This is a genomic window from Nonomuraea sp. NPDC049725 (assembly GCF_040674795.1).
Lineage (GTDB): Bacteria > Actinomycetota > Actinomycetes > Streptosporangiales > Streptosporangiaceae > Nonomuraea > Nonomuraea ceibae.
In genome coordinates this window covers 30,276-48,227 of sequence record NZ_JBFANJ010000009.1, presented here as the reverse complement: position 1 = coordinate 48,227, position 17,952 = coordinate 30,276, and the positions used below count along the sequence as shown (strand labels likewise).

General features: G+C 69.5%; 20 protein-coding genes. 14 read left to right on the top strand and 6 right to left on the bottom strand.

Annotated features, from left to right (window positions below; all coding sequences use genetic code 11):
- Positions 1–292: 292 nt before the first annotated feature.
- Together AB0J53_RS23640 and AB0J53_RS23635 are read left to right on the top strand one after the other, a co-directional pair.
- A complete protein-coding gene (locus tag AB0J53_RS23640; RefSeq protein WP_364175750.1) occupies positions 293–1,825 on the top strand; it encodes a hypothetical protein in 1,533 nt (510 codons plus the stop codon).
- 182 nt (positions 1,826–2,007) lie between these two features.
- The gene (locus tag AB0J53_RS23635; RefSeq protein WP_364175747.1) at positions 2,008–3,498 is read left to right on the top strand and encodes a hypothetical protein; all 1,491 of its coding nucleotides are present in this window, start codon (positions 2,008–2,010) and stop codon (positions 3,496–3,498) included.
- Positions 3,499–3,566: 68 nt separating this feature from the next.
- Here the strand turns inward: AB0J53_RS23635 and AB0J53_RS23630 are convergent, their stop codons facing one another.
- The gene (locus AB0J53_RS23630) at positions 3,567–4,925 is read right to left on the bottom strand and encodes a hypothetical protein (RefSeq protein WP_364175745.1); all 1,359 of its coding nucleotides are present in this window, start codon (positions 4,923–4,925) and stop codon (positions 3,567–3,569) included.
- 122 nt (positions 4,926–5,047) lie between these two features.
- Entirely contained in the window at positions 5,048–6,223 is a 1,176-nt protein-coding gene (locus AB0J53_RS23625; RefSeq protein WP_364175742.1) for an NADP-dependent malic enzyme, read from the bottom strand.
- A 298-nt stretch (positions 6,224–6,521) separates the two neighbouring features.
- On the opposite strand from AB0J53_RS23625, the gene AB0J53_RS23620 reads away from it, so the two are divergent.
- From AB0J53_RS23620 to AB0J53_RS23605, 4 genes are read left to right on the top strand one after another with little or no spacing between them, the layout of a single operon-like run.
- Positions 6,522–7,373 (top strand): ABC transporter substrate-binding protein, encoded by an 852-nt coding sequence (locus AB0J53_RS23620; protein ID WP_364175739.1) that lies wholly within the window; start codon positions 6,522–6,524, stop codon positions 7,371–7,373.
- Between the two features lie 4 nt (positions 7,374–7,377).
- Positions 7,378–8,205, top strand: coding sequence for an amino acid ABC transporter permease (locus tag AB0J53_RS23615; RefSeq protein ID WP_364175736.1), 828 nt, complete (start codon positions 7,378–7,380; stop codon positions 8,203–8,205).
- Positions 8,202–8,945 (top strand): amino acid ABC transporter ATP-binding protein, encoded by a 744-nt coding sequence (locus AB0J53_RS23610; protein WP_364175732.1) that lies wholly within the window; start codon positions 8,202–8,204, stop codon positions 8,943–8,945. The genes AB0J53_RS23615 and AB0J53_RS23610 overlap by 4 nt, the downstream gene beginning before the upstream one ends.
- Before the next feature lie 58 nt (positions 8,946–9,003).
- Positions 9,004–9,429, top strand: a complete 426-nt coding sequence (locus tag AB0J53_RS23605) for a CGNR zinc finger domain-containing protein (protein WP_219500863.1) — start codon at positions 9,004–9,006, stop codon at positions 9,427–9,429.
- Here the strand turns inward: AB0J53_RS23605 and AB0J53_RS23600 are convergent.
- Positions 9,399–9,716, bottom strand: a complete 318-nt coding sequence (locus AB0J53_RS23600) for a S24 family peptidase (RefSeq protein WP_308125621.1) — start codon at positions 9,714–9,716, stop codon at positions 9,399–9,401. The genes AB0J53_RS23605 and AB0J53_RS23600 overlap by 31 nt on opposite strands.
- A gap of 67 nt (positions 9,717–9,783) precedes the next feature.
- On the opposite strand from AB0J53_RS23600, the gene sodN reads away from it, so the two are divergent.
- The 3 genes from sodN (at position 9,784) to AB0J53_RS23585 (ending at position 11,536) form a co-directional block, all read left to right on the top strand.
- On the top strand, positions 9,784–10,185 hold the full coding sequence (gene sodN, locus AB0J53_RS23595; RefSeq protein ID WP_082310527.1) for a superoxide dismutase, Ni: 402 nt from the start codon (positions 9,784–9,786) through the stop codon (positions 10,183–10,185).
- A 128-nt stretch (positions 10,186–10,313) separates the two neighbouring features.
- Positions 10,314–10,739, top strand: coding sequence for an anti-sigma factor (locus AB0J53_RS23590; protein WP_049569269.1), 426 nt, complete (start codon positions 10,314–10,316; stop codon positions 10,737–10,739).
- Positions 10,740–10,756: 17 nt separating this feature from the next.
- A complete protein-coding gene (locus AB0J53_RS23585) occupies positions 10,757–11,536 on the top strand; it encodes an RNA polymerase sigma factor SigF (protein WP_197093938.1) in 780 nt (259 codons plus the stop codon).
- Here AB0J53_RS23585 and AB0J53_RS23580 read toward each other — a convergent pair.
- Both AB0J53_RS23580 and AB0J53_RS23575 read right to left on the bottom strand, forming a co-directional pair.
- Complete coding sequence (locus AB0J53_RS23580) at positions 11,533–12,084, bottom strand: hypothetical protein (RefSeq protein WP_364175729.1); 552 nt, start codon at positions 12,082–12,084, stop codon at positions 11,533–11,535. The genes AB0J53_RS23585 and AB0J53_RS23580 overlap by 4 nt on opposite strands.
- Before the next feature lie 37 nt (positions 12,085–12,121).
- Positions 12,122–12,508, bottom strand: coding sequence for a hypothetical protein (locus AB0J53_RS23575; protein WP_364175726.1), 387 nt, complete (start codon positions 12,506–12,508; stop codon positions 12,122–12,124).
- Positions 12,509–12,617: 109 nt separating this feature from the next.
- Between AB0J53_RS23575 and AB0J53_RS23570 the strand changes: the two genes are divergently transcribed.
- Positions 12,618–13,559, top strand: a complete 942-nt coding sequence (locus AB0J53_RS23570) for a diacylglycerol kinase family protein (RefSeq protein WP_219500853.1) — start codon at positions 12,618–12,620, stop codon at positions 13,557–13,559.
- 269 nt (positions 13,560–13,828) lie between these two features.
- Positions 13,829–14,083 carry a WhiB family transcriptional regulator gene (locus AB0J53_RS23565; protein ID WP_049569263.1) on the top strand — a complete coding sequence of 85 codons (255 nt, stop codon included), beginning with the start codon at positions 13,829–13,831 and terminating at the stop codon, positions 14,081–14,083.
- Between the two features lie 123 nt (positions 14,084–14,206).
- Here AB0J53_RS23565 and AB0J53_RS23560 read toward each other — a convergent pair whose 3' ends face one another.
- Complete coding sequence (locus tag AB0J53_RS23560) at positions 14,207–15,676, bottom strand: histidine kinase N-terminal domain-containing protein (protein ID WP_357590230.1); 1,470 nt, start codon at positions 15,674–15,676, stop codon at positions 14,207–14,209.
- Positions 15,677–15,850: 174 nt separating this feature from the next.
- Here AB0J53_RS23560 and AB0J53_RS23555 point away from each other — a divergent pair, with 174 nt between their 5' ends.
- Genes AB0J53_RS23555 through AB0J53_RS23545 form a run of 3 tightly spaced genes read left to right on the top strand, consistent with a single transcriptional unit; the run spans position 15,851 to position 17,937 of the window.
- Positions 15,851–16,570, top strand: a complete 720-nt coding sequence (locus AB0J53_RS23555; protein WP_049569261.1) for a GntR family transcriptional regulator — start codon at positions 15,851–15,853, stop codon at positions 16,568–16,570.
- 14 nt (positions 16,571–16,584) lie between these two features.
- Positions 16,585–17,298, top strand: coding sequence for a dethiobiotin synthase (gene bioD, locus AB0J53_RS23550; RefSeq protein WP_364175720.1), 714 nt, complete (start codon positions 16,585–16,587; stop codon positions 17,296–17,298).
- Positions 17,299–17,349: 51 nt separating this feature from the next.
- Complete coding sequence (locus AB0J53_RS23545; protein ID WP_219500846.1) at positions 17,350–17,937, top strand: helix-turn-helix domain-containing protein; 588 nt, start codon at positions 17,350–17,352, stop codon at positions 17,935–17,937.
- Positions 17,938–17,952: the final 15 nt, after the last annotated feature.

The following is a 17,952-nucleotide window of genomic DNA, read 5'->3' as shown; positions in this document are numbered from 1 at the left end:
TGTGATGTGCGCCACATCGCATCAGGAGAGGGATCGGCGGCGGCACCGGAGGCCCGGTTGTCACGCCAGTATCGCACGGCAAGTGATCTGCGGTTATGCGCCGTAGACGGCCTTTGCCCAGATGATCCGGCACGCTCGTTCAAACATCACAGAACGGTCACGCCCGCCATGTCCCATCTTTTCCTGTCAGATCAGCTACCGGTTCCCAAGATCGACACTGTATGTTCCTGGCTATCCCTTTACTGACGCATGGGACGCAAGAGGCGTTCCACGACAGCGCAAGGAGTTAAAAGTGAAGCGCATCCTCCTCCCCGCCGGTGGCGCCGTTCTGGCCACCGGTCTGCTGGCCGCCGGCCTCGCCGGTTCCGCCACTGCCGCTGCGCCCGACTGGGCGTACGACACGATGGCCAAGGACGCCCCGGCCGCCATCGAGGTGGCCCAGTTCTGGCTGGCCGCCAACGAGCACACCAACAACCTCGCCAAGGCGACTCCCTACACCTGGGAGAACAAGGCGACCTCGAAGCTCAAGGTGAGCGGCGGCTATTCGCCCGACACCAAGGCGACGACGGTTGCGCCGATCGGCGAGGAGAAGAAGGTCGCCTCCAAGACCAAGAACATCAACCTGCCGAAGACCATCGGCAAGGTGTTCTTCGTGGACTCCGAGGGCGACCTCAAGTGGTGCTCCGCGACCTCGATCCAGGGCAAGTACAAGAACCTGGTCGCGACCGCCGGTCACTGCGTCTACGACGAGGGCAAGAACGCCTCCGTCATGGACAACTGGGTCTTCGTGCCGGGCTACTACCAGGGCAAGACGCCTTACGGCATCTACGTTGGTAAGACCGCCTACACGCACTACGACTACGCCGTGTACGAGGACAACGACCGCGACTACGCGTTCGTGACCGTCTACAACGGCATCCAGATCGGTGGCGGCACGCCGAAGCTGGTCTCCAAGGCGGACTACGACAAGTTCGAGGGCGCCAAGGTCGACAAGCACGTCCAGGTTGACAAGGCCGAGTTCGACAAGGGCAAGCTCGACCCCAAGACCCAGGACTACTACTGGTTCGAGCAGGGCTCCAAGTCCCAGCCGACCGGCCCGGACTACCCCGGTGCCGAGGTGACCAAGGTCGAGGTCTCCAAGGCCACCTACGACGCCGCCAAGGTTGGCAAGGGCAACGGTTACAAGTTCGGTGAGCCCATCACCGAGCACGTGACCTTCGCCGAGGCCGACGCTTACCTCAAGAAGCAGCAGGCGAACGCCGAGAAGTACCCGGCGACGGTCGTCAAGAACGAGCAGACCGCGACGATCACGCACTACTACGTGCAGGCGTGGTACAAGCCCGGCAAGGACACCAAGTACTTCCGGACTGACTTCTACATCATCGACGGTTTCCTCAAGGACGTCGGTCGCCTCGGTGACAACGTCGGTGGCCAGGGCATCGCCTGGAACCAGAAGACCGGTTCCAAGGTGTTCGTCTTCGGTTACCCGGCGGACGCCCACCCCGACGGCCACAAGGCCTACACGGGTGTCACGCCGAAGTGGTGCTACGGCGCCACCTCCGGCAAGACCTACGCCTCCGCTGCGTACAAGGCTGAGGAGCACATCGCTCTGAAGTGCGCCATGACCCCGGGTGCCAACGGCGCTCCGTGGCTCATCAAGTACAGCAACGCGAAGCGTCTGGGCTACGTCAACGGTGTTACCAGCCTGTTCCACGACCAGGACGGCAACAACCGCTACGACTACAGCTCCTCGCCGTACTTCGACGGCGAGACCGGTGCGGTCTACGCGCAGGCCGAGAAGAACTGGTCCGGCTCCCTCAAGTAAGCCTTGAGAGAGTCATGAGGGCGGGGGTCCAAACCCCGCACTCACCCCTTGCATCACCCGAAAGGCTCGGCATCCGCCGGGCCTTTCGGCATTTAGAACGGAATCCAGAAGATCCCTTATCGTGTGACCAGAGTGGCGATAGGGTTCTTACGCCCGTTTTGTAAACTTCGTGGAGCACCCCAGTGAAGCGCCTCCTCATCCCCCTCGCCCTCGCCGGACTGAGCGCGGCCACGCTCAGCGCCCCGGCCAACGCCACCGCACCCACCTGGGCCAAAGACCCGCTCGCCCCCAAGCCCGCCGACGCCTACAGCAACGCCTTCTTCTGGCTGGACGCCAACGGCGCCGCCCTCCGCAAGGCCACCCAGTACCGCTGGGACGCCAAGAAGGTGGAGAAGCTCGTCGCCACCGGCAGCAAGACGCCGGACGACGGCAAGCCCGGCATGGTCGCCCCGCCGACCAAGGCCCCCACGCTCAAGGTCAAGAACGTCAACCTGCCGCGCACGATCGGCAAGGTGTTCTTCATCGACCACAAGGGCGAGTACCGCTGGTGCTCGGCCACGTCTGTCCAGTCCCGCCACCGCAACCTGGTCGCCACCGCCGGCCACTGCGTGTTCGAGAACGGCAAGGACGACGTCTTCGACAAGTGGGTCTTCGTGCCCGCCTACTACCAGGGCAAGGCCCCGTACGGCATCTACGCCGGCGCGTACGCCTTCACCTCCTACGACCTCGACACCTACGACGACTACGACGGTGACTTCGCCTTCGTCGCGGTGCACAACGGCTTCCAGTTCGACGGTGAGAAGCGGGTCACCAAGGCCGAGTTCGACAAGTGGCTGGGCGACAAGTGGATCAAGCCGCGCGAGATCGACCGCAAGGAATTCGAGAAGTGCCTGCTGAACCTGGGCGACTGCTACTCGGAGGGTGAGGACAAGCCGTCCGACCTGGTTGGCCCCGACTACCCGGGCGCGGTCCTGGAGAAGGTCGAGGTCAAGCAGGAGACCTACGACGACGCCAAGGTCGGCAAGGGCAACGGCTACAAGTTCGGCGAGCCCGCCGTCGAGCAGGTCACGAAGGACCAGTGGGACGCCTACAAGGGTCCCGGCAAGAAGGGCACCGACCAGACCGGCAACTACACCATCACCCACTACTACACGCAGAAGTGGGTCAAGCCCGGCACGTCCCGTAAGTACTACGAGCCGCAGTACATCCTCGGGATCGCCAAGGACACCGGGCGGGTCGGGGACGTCGTCGGCGGCCAGGGCATCGCCTGGAACCAGCCGCTCGGCGGCAAGGTCATGGCCTTCGGCTACCCGGCCGACCCGCACCCCGACGGTGACAAGCCGTTCACCGGCGTGACCCCCAAGTGGTGCTACGGCAACACGGCCAAGAAGACGTACCAGGCCAACATGTTCCGGGTCGAGACGCACCAGGTGCTCAAGTGCTCGATGACCGGTGGCGCGGACGGCGGCCCCTGGCTGCTGCGCTACAGCAACAGCAAGCGCACCGGCTACCTCAACGGCGTGACGAGCATGTTCCACGACCAGGACGAGAACAACCGCGTGGACTACATCAGCTCGGCCTACTTCGACGGTGAGGTCGCCGACGTCTACAACAAGGCGAACTACGCCGAGACGAAGAAGATCGTCGGCCCGAACGGCGAGCTCCTCAGCTAGACCAGTGCCTGAGGGAGCCCGCCGCACGGGGGCTCCCTCAGACCGGCAAACCTCAGGCCGGCGAAACCTCAGACCGCCGCCAGCTCCCGCGTCCGCTCGTTCAGCGCCCGGACCGCGGGTTCGTTCTTGTACGGCTCCAGCCGCCGGCGCAGGTCGGCCACGTAGGACCGGGACCGGACGGACTGCAGCTCCCCGGCCAGCGTCATGGCGCCGCTCGCCGCCGTGCACGCCTCCTCCAGCTCGCCGCACTGCAACAGCCCGGCGGCCAGCAGCGACAGGTTGAACATCCGCCCGCGCACGAACCGCCCGTCCATGTCGAGGGAGCGCCGCGCCTGCCGTACGGTGCGCTCGCCCTCCCCCAGGTCGCGGAAGCAGTGGGCGAACTTGGCCGACAGGTAGGCCTCGTCGAAGTAGCCCAGCCAGCGCGGCTCGTCGCCCGGGTTGCGGGTGTCGAAGGCGCGTTCGGCCTCGTGCAGCGACGCGGCGCAGGCGCGGGCGTCGCCGAGCCCGGCGTGCGCGTGCGCCTCCAGGACGTGGCCCGAGGAGGCCAGCGTGGAGACGCCCGCGCGGCGGGCCGAGAGCTGGGCGGCGCGCGCCAGGTCGAGCGCGTGCGCCGGCTGGCCCATGTAGATGGCCTGGTGGGCCATCCCGGCGAGGATCTCGCCGCCGAGCGCGTGGTCGTCGGCGCCCCTGGCCAGGCGTAGCGCCTGGATGAGGTAGCGCTGGGCGAGCCCGTGCTGCTCCATGTCGTAGGCCATCCAGCCGGCCAGCCGGGTGAGCTCTGCGGCGGCCGCGGCGAGCTGCCTGCCGGTGGCGTCGCCGTAGGAGCCGTCCTTCAGCAGCGGCGTGACCGCCGTGTCCAGATATTTGACCACGGAGGAGCGGACCCTGCCGCTCCCGAACCTGTTGTCGAGCTCACCGAATGATCGGGTGACCTCGTGGATGGCGGCGATGTCCGCCCTCCCCACGCGGCGGGGGCCCGAGCTGCTCGGGCGCCCCTCCTGTGGTGAGGTCAGCCACCGCACGGCTCCCACGGAGCCCGCGCCGATCGCGAACGTCGAGTCGATCAGGAATCTTCGTCTCTCCACATCGGCCCGCCACAGCGCCGTCACGGTCGCGACCCCCTCCTGCCACGTGTGCGTGAACTCCTGCCCGAGATCGAGGGGTGTAGTGATGGCCGGCATGCCCAGGTCTTCAGAACTGATGGGCCTGCCCAGCCGTAGTGCGAATATCTCGGTAAGGAGGCACGGCACCGGGTCGCGCGGGCGCTGGCCACCGATCCAGCGCAGCACGGAGCTGTGGTCGTACTTCAGCCCGGGGGTGCCGCGGGCGGCACCCAGATCGTTGAGACGCCTGGCCAGTCCCTTGTGGGAGAAGCCAGCCTCCGCGATGAGCTGCTGTAGCAGTCGGTTGGGCTCGCGTTCCATCGCTCTCCTCATAACGGGAGCCGGCGCCCGCATCCTTACAGAGAGCTATGTTTATAGCACGCCGAGTAAAGAGAGTTTGGCGTTTCCCGGAGCTCGTTTTGACGGATGCGGACGCCGCGAGGTCAGGCGCGGGCGACGCCGTCGATTCTGGCCTGGGCGGCGACGGCTGCCGTGACGGCGGGGGCGACCCGGACGTCGAAGGGGCTGGGGATGACGTACTCGGCGGTGAGGTCGTCGCCGACGACGGCGGCGAGCGCGTCGGCGGCGGCCACCTTCATGTTCTCGGTGATCGCGGTGGCGCGAACGTCGAGTGCGCCGCGGAAGACGCCGGGGAAGGCGAGCACGTTGTTGATCTGGTTGGGGAAGTCGGAGCGGCCGGTGGCGACGACGGCGGCGTGCCGGGCGGCGACCTCCGGCAGGACCTCGGGCGTGGGGTTGGACAGGGCGAAGACGATGGCGCCCTCGGCCATGGAGGCGATGGCCTGCTCGGTGACGGTGGAGCCGGACAGCCCGACGAACACGTCGGCGCCGGCCAGGGCCTCCTCGGTTGAGCCGGTGTGGCCGGCCTTGTTGGTGTCGCGGGCCAGGGCCTGCTTGACGGGGTTGAGGCCGTCGCGGCCGTCGTAGATGAGGCCCTTGGAGTCGGAGACGGCGATGTCGCCGATGCCGGCCTCCAGCAGGATGCGGGTGACGGCGACGCCGGAGGCGCCCGCGCCGGCCACGACGGCGCGCAGGTCGCCGAGCGAGCGGCCGGTGAGGCGGGCGGCGTTCTTCAGCGCGGCGAGGGTGACGATGGCGGTGCCGTGCTGGTCGTCGTGGAAGACCGGGATGTCGAGCAGCTCGCGCAGCCGGTCCTCGACCTCGAAGCAGCGCGGCGCGCTGATGTCCTCCAGGTTGATGCCGCCGAACGAGGGCGCGAGCCGGGCGACGGTCTCGACGAGCTCGTCGACGCCGGTGCAGGCCAGGCAGATGGGCACGGCGTCGACGCCGGCGAACTCCTTGAACAGCAGGGCCTTGCCCTCCATGACGGGCATGGCGGCCGACGGGCCGATGTCGCCGAGTCCGAGGACGGCGGTGCCGTCGCTGACGACGGCGACGACGTTGGAGACCCAGGTGTAGTCGTCGGCGAGCGCGGGCGTCTCGGCGATGGCGGTGCAGACGCGCGCCACGCCGGGCGTGTAGGCGAGCGACAGGTCGCCGGCGTCGCGGACGGGGATGGTGGAACGGATTTCGATCTTGCCTCCGCGGTGCAGGGCGAAGGCGGGATCCTGGTCGAGAGATGTGGGTGTGGCAGTCACTGTGACCCCTGTAAGTCGGCGGACGGAAGTGAACCTTCGGCGGACGTGCACGAGGGCTGGCTTCGGTAGGCGCCAGGATCCCCTCGTCAGATCGTCTCGGTGAGGGGTTACGGGGGTCACCCGTTTCTCCATACTGCCACATGCTGAGACGGACACACCCGGTGATCGTGCCCTGGTATCAGGGCCGACGCCGTTCTGTTGACGCATTGTTGCTCACCAGATGACGGACTGCTGCAAAAGCCCATCTAAACTGCACGAAACCCCAACATTCTTGGCATAAACACTGAGGAGGCCACCCATGGCCCTCTGGTCCTTGAACCGCCGAGCCTCCGCCGCCGGCGCGCTCGCCCTCACCGCCGCCCTGGCGCTGTCCGGCTGCGGCAGCGAGTCGTCGTCGAGCGGCGGCACGACCTCCGCCAGCGCCTCGGCGGCCGGTGGCGCCCAGCTGGTGAAGCCCGGCAAGCTCACCGTCTGCACGAACATCCCCTACGAGCCCTTCCAGTTCAAGCAGGGCGCCGACATCGTCGGCTTCGACGTCGACATCGTCGACCTGGTGGCCAAGAAGCTCGGCGTCGAGCAGGAGATCGTCGACATCGACTTCGCCGTGATCAAGAGCGGCGCCGCCATGGCCACCAACAAGTGCGACCTGGCCGCCGCCGGCATGACCATCACCGAGGAGCGCAAGGCCAACATCACCTTCTCGGACCCCTACTTCGACGCCACGCAGGCGCTGCTGGCCAAGAAGGGCACCGGGGCCGCCTCCCTGGAGGACGTCAAGGCCAAGGGGCTGAAGCTGGGCGCCCAGGCCAGCACCACCGGCCTCACCTACGCCACGGAGAAGGGCTTCAACCCGACCGAGTACGCCGACTCGGCCAAGGAGCTGCTCGCCCTCCAGGCCGGCCAGGCCGACGTCATCATCCAGGACCTCCCGGTCGTGCTCACCTGGCTGAAGAAGCCGGAGATCGCCGAGAAGTTCGAGCTGATCGCCAGCCTCGACACCGGCGAGCAGTACGGGCTCGGTCTGAAGAAGCAGGCGGACCCGGTCCTGCTCAAGACCATCAACGAGGAGCTCGCCAAGGCCAAGTCGGACGGCACGTACGAGAAGATCTTCGTGAAGTGGTTCGACAAGAAGCCCGGCGAGCTGGGCTGACCCCATGGCGGACGAGCCGAAGACGGCTGAGCCGGGACGCGCCCGGCTCAGCCCCCGCAAGAGACAGCGGATCAGCCGCGGCGTCCAGTACGCCGTCCTGACCGTCGCCTTCGTCGCCCTGGTCGTGTACGCCGACTGGGGCAGCCTGGCGCAGAACTTCGCCCAGCCGGACGTGGCCGGGCAGATGCTGCCCGAGCTGTTCACGATCGCGCTCAAGAACACGGTCATCTACTCGGTCGGCGGGTTCGCGTTCGCGTTCGTGTTCGGCCTGATCGTGGCGCTGATGCGGCTGTCCACGGTGGGCCCGTACCGGTGGCTCGCGACCCTGTACATCGAGATCTTCCGCGGCCTGCCGGCGCTGCTGGTCTTCCTGATGATCGTCTTCCTGCCGCTGGCGCTGCCCGGCTTCGAGGTGCCCGGCGGCACGTACGGGCAGGCCATCCTCGGCCTGGGCCTGGTCGGCACCGCCTACCAGGCGGAGATCTTCCGGGCGGGCCTGCAGGCGGTCCCCAAGGGGCAGACCGAGGCCGCCAGGTCGCTCGGCATGTCGGCGGCCCGGGCGCAGATCACCGTGGTGATCCCGCAGGCGATCCGGATCGTCATCCCGCCGACGACCAACCAGTTCGTGGCCCTGCTCAAGGACTCCTCGCTGGTGCTGTTCCTGGGCGTCTCGGGAGAGTTCGTGGAGCTGACGAAGTTCGGCAACGACATGGCGTCCACGCACGCCAACGCCACGCCCATCCTGGTCGCCGGCCTGACGTACCTGATCGTCACCATCCCGCTCGGCTACCTGGCGGGACGGCTGGAGAAGCGCAAGGGGACGGCCCGATGACCGAAGCCATCGAGATCGAGGACCTGCACAAGCACTTCGGCCAGAACGAGGTGCTGCGCGGCATCGACCTGACGGTCGGCACCGGCCAGGTCGTCTGCGTGATCGGGCCGTCCGGCTCGGGCAAGTCGACGCTGCTGCGCTGCGTGAACCTGCTGGAGCAGCCCACCAAGGGCACGGTGCGGGTGCGGGGCGTCGAGGTCACCGACCCGGACGTGGACATCGACGAGGTCCGGCGGACCATCGGCATGGTGTTCCAGCAGTTCAACCTCTTCCCGCACATGACCGCGCTGCAGAACGTGATGATCGCCCAGCAGCGGGTGCTGAAGCGGGGCAAGAAGGAAGCCGAGGTCGTCGCCAGGGAGAACCTGGAGAAGGTCGGCGTCGGGGCCAAGTGCGACGCCTTCCCGGCGCAGTTGTCCGGCGGGCAGCAGCAGCGGGTGGCGATCGCCAGGGCGCTGGCGATGAACCCCGACCTGATGCTGTTCGACGAGCCCACCTCGGCGCTCGACCCGGAGCTGGTCGGCGACGTGCTGGCGGTCATGCGCAAGCTGGCCGAGGAGGGCATGACCATGCTGGTCGTCACCCACGAGATGGGCTTCGCCCGTCAGGTGGCCGACCGGGTGGTGTTCATGGACGGCGGCGTCGTGGTCGAGGACGGGCCGCCCGCCCAGGTGATCGGCGATCCGCAGCACGAGCGGACCCGCGCGTTCCTGCACCGGGTGCTGCACCCGGAGGGCTGAGCGCGGGCGGGGCGTCCGGGGATTCCGGGCGCCCCGCCCTTTCGTGTAATACTCCGGCATGGACCTGACCTCTTACGCCGAGTGGGCGGTCCGCCTCGTCAACGATCCCGCTCCCCCGCCCGAGCTGGTGCGGCTGCGGGACGAGCTGGCGGCCGTGTTCGACGCCGCGGCCGACGCCGAGGAGCTGGCCGCCCTGCTCAACGCGCTGCTCGTGCGCTATCCCGTACGCCCGCAGCTCACCGACCACGACGGCCGGGGCTGGCACCTGCACCTGGCCGACCACTCCGGCGCGGCCGCGGTGATGGGCCTGGCCGCGGTCGTGGCCACGCTGGGCGCCGACCGGCTCGGCCGCTGCCTGGAGCCGCGCTGCTCGCGGGCCTTCCTCGACACCTCCTCCAACCGCTCGCGCCGCTACTGCTCGGCCCGCTGCGCCAGCCGCGCCAACGTCGCCGCCTACCGGGCCCGGCGCCGCAGCGGCCAGTAACGCAGCACGACCCGCCCGACGACGTCCTCGACCGGCCCGAAGTCCCAGCTGTCGCGCCGGCCGCCGGCCCGCTGGTTGTCGCTCTCCAGCCACCAGCCGCCCTCGCCGTGCCACTGCGCCCGCTTCACGATCAGCCGGCTCGGGTCGCCGGGCAGCCTCGCCACCACGACGTCGCCGGGGCGCACCCGCGCGCCCCGCCGCACCAGAAGCCAGTCTCCCGGCTCCAGACCCGGCCGCATCGAATCCCCTTCGACACGCACTCTCATCGCCGAGACCCCCTCCTCCACAGGCGTTTGGACCCGAGTAAGGTCGGTACAGGACCAAGCTGATTCGGCATCAAGGAAGGATTTTCTGATGCTCGCACGACTGCTACGACCCAAGCATGTCGCTTCCGCACACTGCGACCTGCCCTGTGGGGTCTACGACCCCGCCCAGGCCCGGATCGAGGCGGAGTCGGTCAAGGCGATCATGGAGAAGTACGCGGGCAACGAGGACCCGGTGTTCCGCGCCCGCGCCATCAAGATCAAGGAGGAGCGGGCCGAGCTGGTCAAGCACCACCTGTGGGTGCTGTGGACCGACTACTTCAAGCCGCCGCACCTGGAGCAGTACCCGCAGCTGCACCAGCTCTTCTGGGAGGCCACCAAGCTGGCCGGGGCCGCGGGCGCCAAGGGCACCGTCGAGGTGGCCAAGGCTGAGGACCTGCTCGGCAAGATCGACGAAATCTCCAAGATCTTCTGGGAGACCAAGGCCGCCTAAAGCGGCACATAAGGCTCTGTGCGGCTACCGCCCGCACAGAGCCTTTTTCGCTGATGGCGAGTCTGAAACCGCCAAGCACCTCCCGGGGGCGGTAAGTTGCAGTAGGCGTCGTATACGCGAGGAGGAACGTGACCGAGGAAACCGAGACGCGTGCGACAGGCGAGGCCGCCATCCGCGACGTGGTGAGCATCAGGCTCCCCGCCGACAGCGCCTACCTGTCCGTGTTGCGTACGGCCACCGCCGGGCTGGCCGCCCGGCTCGACTTCACGCTGGACGAGATCGAGGATCTGCGGATCGCGGTCGACGAGGCGTGCGCCATGCTGCTCAACGAGGCCGTGCCGGGCACCGACCTGACGGCCGAGTTCGAGCTGACCGGGCAGGAGATGCAGGTTCGCGTCGAGGTGGCCACGGTCGGGAGCTCCGCGCCCAAACGCGATGACTTCGCCTGGATGGTGCTGACCGCCCTGGCCGACGACGTCGACGCGGTGACCGACTCCCCCGATCGCATGGCGATCGTCCTGCGTAAGCGCCGAGGCGCGGCGAGGCCGGCGTGACGGAAAGGACTGGAGCCATGGCCACCAGCGAACACGCCGTGCCCGACAGGGTGCGGGCTCGCATGCTCTTCGCCGAGCTGTCCGAGCTCGGCCCCGACGAGCCTCGGCGCCAGCGCATCAGGGACGAGCTGGTCGAGCTCCACCTTCCGCTGGTCGAATACCTCGCGCGCCGCTTCCGCAACCGCGGCGAATGGCTCGACGACCTGACCCAGGTCGCCACGATCGGCCTGATCAAGTCCATCGACCGGTTCGACCTCAACCGCGGCGTGGAGTTCTCCACCTACGCCACGCCCACCATCGTCGGCGAGATCAAGCGGCACTTCCGCGACAAGGGCTGGGCGGTGCGCGTGCCGCGCCGCCTGCAGGAGCTCAAGCTCTCGCTGACGAAGGCCATCAGCGAGCTGTCGCAGCGCGAGGGCCGCGCGCCCACCGTGGCCGAGCTCGCCGCCTACCTCAAGATGACCGAGGAGGAGGTGCTGGAGGGCCTGGAGTCGGCCAACGCCTACTCCACCGTGTCCCTCGACGCGCCCGACTCCGGCGACGACGACGCCCCCGCGGTGTCCGACTCGCTGGGCATCGTGGACGAGTCGCTGGAGGGGGTCGAATACCGCGAATCGCTCAAGCCGCTGCTGGAGCGGCTGCCGCCGCGCGAGAAGCGCATCCTGCTGCTGCGGTTCTTCGGCAACATGACCCAGTCGCAGATCGCCACCGAGCTCGGCATCTCGCAGATGCACGTCTCGCGGCTGCTGGCCCGCACCCTGGCCCAGCTCCGCGAGGGCCTGACGGCCGACGACTAACCCGCGGGAGCGGCTTCGGCCGCTTCCGTTCTTCTCGCTCCCGCCCGCGCCGCCACGGCGAGCACGAGCAGCAGCGCGGCCACCGGCCAGCCCGCGCCCCATTCGGCGCCGGACGCCGGCGCGAACGTGCTGCCGAGCCCGGCCCGGTCGATCACCGCCGCCGTGGCCGTCCTGGTCAGCCAGGGACCGGCGACGACGGCCACGATCACCGCGAGGGCGATCCAGCCGAGCCGCGCCGCCTCCCCCCTCCCCAGAGGCCGTCCCGCCGTGAGGGCGCGCAGCACCCCGGGCAGCAGCAGCGCGGCCACTCCCGCGCTCAGCCCGGCGAGCAGCACGTCGGCCCGTGACAGCAACTGTTCCGCCGGCGTGGAGCCCCAGACGTCCAGCACGCTCTCCTCGCGCCGGACCTCACCGGTGACCTTCCGGGACAGCACCGTGACGGTGACGTAGCCGCCGGTCCTGGTCATCGCGTTGATCGTGTACGCGACTGCCCCGATCGGCGCGATCACCCCGGCGAACCTCGTCAGATGTACGACCAGACGGCCCATGGCCGCATTATGGGCGCCGTGGCCGCGCCCGTACAGGTCAGGACTCGTCGCCGTAGAGCGCGCGGGTGGTGGGCGGGGCGAGCAGGCCGACGAGGCCGACCAGGGCCACCACCAGGAGGGGGATGCCGAGCTCGGGGCGGCCGGAGTCGAAGAGCGTGACGGAGATGGGGATCAGGAAGATCTGCGCGAGCACGGCCGGCGCCCGCCCCCAGCGCTCGGCGGCCAGCAGGCCACCCCAGGCGACCCAGAGCAGCCCCGCGCCGATCAGCAGCCCGAAGGCGGCCTCGGCCAGCGCGGCGGTCAGGTTGGCCGGGGTCCCGGACACCGTCTCCACCCCGACGTAGACGCCCAGCCCGAGCGCGATCAGCCCTTCGAGGGCGACGACGAGGGCGGCGGCAACCAGGCTCCACGGACGCTTCGACACACCCCGCACCCTATCCGCCGCCATCGCTGCCCCGTTCGCCGCCGTACACACCCGATGAATGGGATTTTTCACGACAATATCGACAGGCACCACCGGTTACGCTGGCCATATGCGCGCGATGCTCCTGGTCAACCCCAAGGCCACCACCACCAACGCCCGCACCCGCGACGTGCTCATCCGGGCGTTCGGCGCGGCCGTGGACCTCAGCGTCGAGGAGACCGCCTACCGGGGGCACGCGGCGATGCTCGCGGCCACCGCGCGGGCCAAGGGGTTCGACATGGTGGCCGTGCTGGGCGGCGACGGGACGATCAACGAGACCGTCAACGGGCTGCTGAACCCGGTCGACGGCGACGACACCGGCCGCCCGGCGCTCGTCGTCATCCCGGGCGGCAGCGCGAACGTGTTCGCCAGGGCGCTCGGGCTGCCCAACGATCCGGTCGAGGCCACGGGCGCGGTGCTGGAGGCGCTGCGCGACGGGCGGCGGCGCGGCGTGGGCCTGGGGCAGGCGCTGTGGGACGGCGAGAGCCGCTACTTCACGTTCTGCTCGGGGATGGGCTACGACGCCGAGGTCGTAAGGGCCGTGGAGGGCCTGCGCGGAGCGGGACGGAAGGCTACCCCTGGCCGGTATGTGAACACGGCTCTGAGGCACTATCTGGCCACGGACAAGAGGCATCCCGCGATGACGCTGACCGGTCCCGGCATCCCGGCGGCCGAGGGGCTGTTCATGGCGATCGTGTCCAACACCTCGCCGTGGACGTACGTGGGCACACGGCCGGTCCGGCCGACCCCGTGGGCCTCGTTCGAGACGGGGCTCGACCTGCTCGGGCTGCGCCGGATCGGTCCGCTGACGCTGGCCCCGGTGATCCGTCACATCCTCACGGAGAGTGAGCGCCTTCCGGGCGGCCGGCACCTCGTCCAGTTGCACGACGAGGCCGAGTTCACGCTCACCGCGGCCCGCCCGGTGGCCTTCCAACTGGACGGGGACTACCTGGGAGAACGCGAATCCGTAACGTTCCGGTCTATCCCGAACGCATTACAAGTTCTGGTCTAGCTGGTTACATTCGGTCATTGTGTGACGCATCCGACATCCATTACCGCCAAAACTTCGGCCGTACCCTCTTGCGTGCACTCTCCGTGGCTGAAAAGCTCAACACTGACGTCGGAACGTAGGACCTTTAACAACCCCCAAGGGTCCTCCGCCGTCCGCGGGCATCCCCGGTTCACCTGATCCGGGGACTTGTTCGCACGGGTTAGTGAAACCTTTCACAAAGGATGCCGCACGGAGCCCATCTCAGGCTCCATCTACTAAGGAGTGGACGCATGGACTGGCGCCACCGAGCTGCCTGCCGTGACGTGGACCCCGAGCTGTTCTTCCCGATCGGGAACACCGGACCGGCACTCATGCAGATCGAAGAGGCCAAGCAGGTCTGCCGTTCCTGTTCGGCCATGGAAGCCTGCCTGAAGTGGGCGCTGGAGTCCGGCCAGGACGCGGGCGTCTGGGGCGGCCTCAGCGAGGACGAGCGTCGCGCGCTCAAGCGCCGCAGTGCCCGTGCCCGCGCCCGCGCGACTGCCTGAGCCCGCCAGAAGGAGACCCGCCTGAAACCCGCAGCGAGCCGAACCGCCTGGTGCGATCGACTGTCCGCCAGGACCACGCCGCGTCCCTGATCGAAGGGACGCGGCGTTCAGCTCATCTGGCGCTCATGACGCGGGCAGCGGGATCGACAGCGTGACCTCCGTGCCGCCGCCCTCGCGCGGCAGGACCGACAGCTTGCCCGACAGCTCCCCCTCGACGAGCGTGCGCACGATCTGCAGCCCGAGGCTGGTCGAACTGTCGAGGTCGAAGTCCGCGGGCAGCCCCTGACCGTCGTCCCAGACGACCACGTGCAGGCGCTCGGGCCCCGGCTCCACCATCACCTGAAGCCGCTCCGGCCGGCCGTGCTGCAACGCGTTCTGCAGCAGCTCGGTGAGCGCCATGGCCAGCGGCGTGGCGATGAGCGACGGCAGCACGCCGAACGCCCCCACCCGGCGCGGCGTCACCGCCGCCTCCGGCGCCGACACCTCGCCCGCCATCGCGATCACCCGGTCGGCGATGTCGTCGAAGTCGACGAACTCCTCGGGCGCGTGCGAGAGCGTCTCGTGCACGATCGCGATCGAGCCGACCCGCCGCACCGCCTCCTCCAGCGCCTCGCGGCCCTCCGGCACCCGCAGCCGCCTGGCCTGCAACCGCAGCAGCGCGGCCACGGTCTGCAGGTTGTTCTTCACCCGGTGGTGGATCTCGCGGATCGTCGCGTCCTTGGTCATCAGCTCGCGCTCGCGCCGCCGCAGCTCGGTCACGTCGCGGATGAGCACCAGCGCGCCGATCCGGCCGCCGCCGACGATCAGCGGGATCGCCCGGAGCTGCACGATCGTGCCGCCGGACTCCACCTCGGTCTCCTTGGCCGCCCGCCCGCTGGCCACGATCATCAGGTCTTCGTTGATCGGCTCGTCGGAGTAGCACAGCGTCGCGGTCACCCGGCCGAGCTCGGCCCCCACCAGGTCGGCGTGCAGCCCCAGCCGCCGGTAGGCCGACAGCGCGTTGGGCGAGGCGTAGGTCACCCGCCCGGCCCGGTCGAGCCGCAGCAGCCCGTCGCCGACGCGCGGCGAGCGGACCAGGATCGGCTCCTCGCCGGAGAACGGGAACCGCCCCTCGGCCACCATCTGCGCCAGGTCAGAGGCGCTCTGCAGATAGGTCAGCTCCAGCCGCGACGGGGTGCGCGCGGACGACAGGTTCGTCGAACGCTGGATCACCCCGAGGAACCGGGCCTCGCCGTCGGGGACGGCACGCCGTACGGGAATCGTCTCCTCGCGCACGGGCACGCCCGTGGACCAGTCGGGGTCGCCCTCGCGGCAGATGCGCCGCTCGTCCCAGGCCGTGTCGATCAGCGGGCGCTCGCCCTTGGCCACCACCGTGCCGACGACGTCGTCGTGGTAGACCGTCGGCCCGGTCGTGGGCCGCATCTGCGCGATCGCGATCCAGCCGCCCTCGCCCAGCAGCGGCGCCCACAGGATGAGGTCCGCGAACGACAGATCGGCCAGCAGCTGCCAGTCGGAGACCAGCGAATGCAGCCAGTCGAGATCCGCCCCGTCGAGCGCGGTGTGGCGGACGACGAGGTCGCTGAGAGTCGGCACGAGTGCATCATGCGTGCTGTCGGGGCCAACAGCCAAACCGCCGCCGCCTTTTCGGGCGGGTCAGGGGCTGTGAAGACCATCACAGCGGTTGCGGCCTGGCCTGCCGCAGCGGTTATCCTTCACCATCAGCCTGAGCTGCCCGGATTGGCGCTCGGCAGAAGTGAAGGTGAGAGCGTGACAGACGACGGCCCTCGCGTACCGAAGTACTACGACGTGAAACGGGCCCTGCTCGAGCTGACCAAGACGCTCGCGCCGGGTTCCGCGCTGCCGCCCGAGCGGACGCTCGCCGTACGCTTCGAGACCTCGCGCACCACGGTCAGGCAGGCGCTGACCGAGCTGGTCGTGGAGGGCCGGCTGCTGCGCATCCAGGGCAAGGGCACGTTCGTCGCGCAACCCAAGGTCGCGCAGGTGCTGCAGCTCACCTCCTACATCGGCGACCTGCGCACGGCCGGCCTGGAGCCCGACACCAAGATCCTGGAGATCGGCTACATCACCGCCGACGAGGCGCTGGCCCGCCGCCTGGCGATCAACCCGGGCGGCCGCGTGCTGCGCATCCACCGGCTGCGGCTGGCCAACGGCGAGCCGGTCTCGGTCGACACCACGCACCTGTCGGCGCGGCGCTTCCCGCGCCTGCGCCGCGAGCTCGAGGTGCACTCCTCCCTGTACGAGACGCTGCACAACGCCTACAACGTACGGCTCACCGACGCCGAGGAGATCATCGAGACCGTCCTCGCCACGCCGTACGACGCGAAGCTGCTGGGCGTGGACGTGGGGCTGCCCATGTTGCTGCTGACCCGCCACGCCTTCGACGCCGACGGCAATCCGGTGGAGTGGGCGCAGTCGCTCTACCGGGGCGACCGCTACAAGTTCGTCACCAGGCTGCGCCGCCCCTGACTACGCTTGGCCGCGTGAGCGTGATCGTGGTCAGCGGGACCGACTCCGGGGTGGGCAAGACGGTCGTGTGCGCCGCCCTGGCCGTGCTGGCGCGGGGCCGGGGGGCGAGCGTGGCCGTGGTGAAACCCGCCCAGACCGGCGTCGCCCCCGGCGGTCCCGGCGACGTGGACGAGGTCATCCGGATGTCGGGGGTGACGACCACGTTCGAGTTCGCCCGCTTCGACGCGCCGCTGTCGCCGGCCGCCGCGGCGCGGGCCGCCGGGCTGCCCCCGGTGTCGATGCCGCAGGCCGCCCGCCGGATCCGCGAGCTGGCCGAGAGCAACCGGCTGGTCGTCGTGGAGGGCTCCGGCGGGCTGCTGGTGCGCTACGACGAGGACGGCGCGACGATCGCCGACCTGGCCAGGCTGCTGGGCGCGCCGGTGCTCGTGGTGGCCCCGGCCGGGCGCGGCACGCTCAACCACACCGCGCTGACGCTGGAGGCGCTCGCGCACCGCGGCCTCGACCTGGCGGGCGTGGTCATCGGCGCGTGGCCGGCCGAGCCGGGGATCGCCGAGCGGAGCAACGTGACCGACCTGGAGATGCTGGCCGCCCGGCCGCTGGCCGGCGCGCTGCCCGAAGGGGCCGGGCGGCTGTCCGGCGACGCCTTCGCCGACGCGGCGCGGCGCGGGCTCGCCGTGACGCTCGGCGGCGCCTTCGACCCGGCCGCGTTCCGGGGGACCTTGCGCTGAGCCGCCGGATGTGGCAAGTTCTGTTGCTCTTTCCGGGATGCTGGAGACGTCATGGACAACATCGCCGCGATCGAAGAGGTGCTCGCCCAGGTCGGCCCGCGGCTCAAACGGCTGCGCGCCGAGCGCGGCCTGACGCTGTCGGCGCTGGCCGAGGCCACCGGCATCTCCACGAGCACCCTGTCGCGCCTGGAGTCCGGGCAGCGGCGGCCCAGCCTCGAGCTGCTGCTGCCGGTCGCCCAGGCCTACCAGGTGCCCCTGGAGGAGCTGGTGGGCGCGCCGGAGGTGGGCGACCCGAGGGTGCGCGCCGTGCCGCGCAAGATGCACGGCCGCACCGTCCTGCCGCTGACCCGCCAGCCCGGGGCGCTGCAGGCGTTCAAGATGGTCATCATGCCGGAGCCGGGCGTCCCCGAGCAGCAGACGCACGAGGGCTACGAGTGGATGTACGTGCTGTCCGGGCGGCTGCGGCTGCTGCTGGCCGACCGTGACCTGGTGATGAAGGCGGGCGAGGCCGCCGAGTTCGACACGCGGCTGCCGCACTGGTTCGGCAGCGCCGACGACCAGCCGGTGGAGATCCTCAGCCTGTTCGGCCGCCAGGGCGAGCGGATGCACGTGCGCGCCCGGCCGGCCAGCCGCGCCTAGCGTCGGGGGGTGGGG

Coding starts and splice junctions, on each gene's coding strand:
- AB0J53_RS23630 (WP_364175745.1), bottom strand. CDS start 4,925: ATGGAACGCGAGCCCAACCGACTGCTACAGCAGCTCATCGCGGAGGCT.
- AB0J53_RS23620 (WP_364175739.1), top strand. CDS start 6,522: ATGGCCCTCTGGTCCTTGAACCGCCGAGCCTCCGCCGCCGGCGCGCTC.
- AB0J53_RS23615 (WP_364175736.1), top strand. CDS start 7,378: ATGGCGGACGAGCCGAAGACGGCTGAGCCGGGACGCGCCCGGCTCAGC.
- AB0J53_RS23610 (WP_364175732.1), top strand. CDS start 8,202: ATGACCGAAGCCATCGAGATCGAGGACCTGCACAAGCACTTCGGCCAG.
- AB0J53_RS23605 (WP_219500863.1), top strand. CDS start 9,004: ATGGACCTGACCTCTTACGCCGAGTGGGCGGTCCGCCTCGTCAACGAT.
- sodN (WP_082310527.1), top strand. CDS start 9,784: ATGCTCGCACGACTGCTACGACCCAAGCATGTCGCTTCCGCACACTGC.
- AB0J53_RS23585 (WP_197093938.1), top strand. CDS start 10,757: ATGGCCACCAGCGAACACGCCGTGCCCGACAGGGTGCGGGCTCGCATG.
- AB0J53_RS23580 (WP_364175729.1), bottom strand. CDS start 12,084: ATGGGCCGTCTGGTCGTACATCTGACGAGGTTCGCCGGGGTGATCGCG.
- AB0J53_RS23570 (WP_219500853.1), top strand. CDS start 12,618: ATGCGCGCGATGCTCCTGGTCAACCCCAAGGCCACCACCACCAACGCC.
- AB0J53_RS23565 (WP_049569263.1), top strand. CDS start 13,829: ATGGACTGGCGCCACCGAGCTGCCTGCCGTGACGTGGACCCCGAGCTG.
- AB0J53_RS23545 (WP_219500846.1), top strand. CDS start 17,350: ATGGACAACATCGCCGCGATCGAAGAGGTGCTCGCCCAGGTCGGCCCG.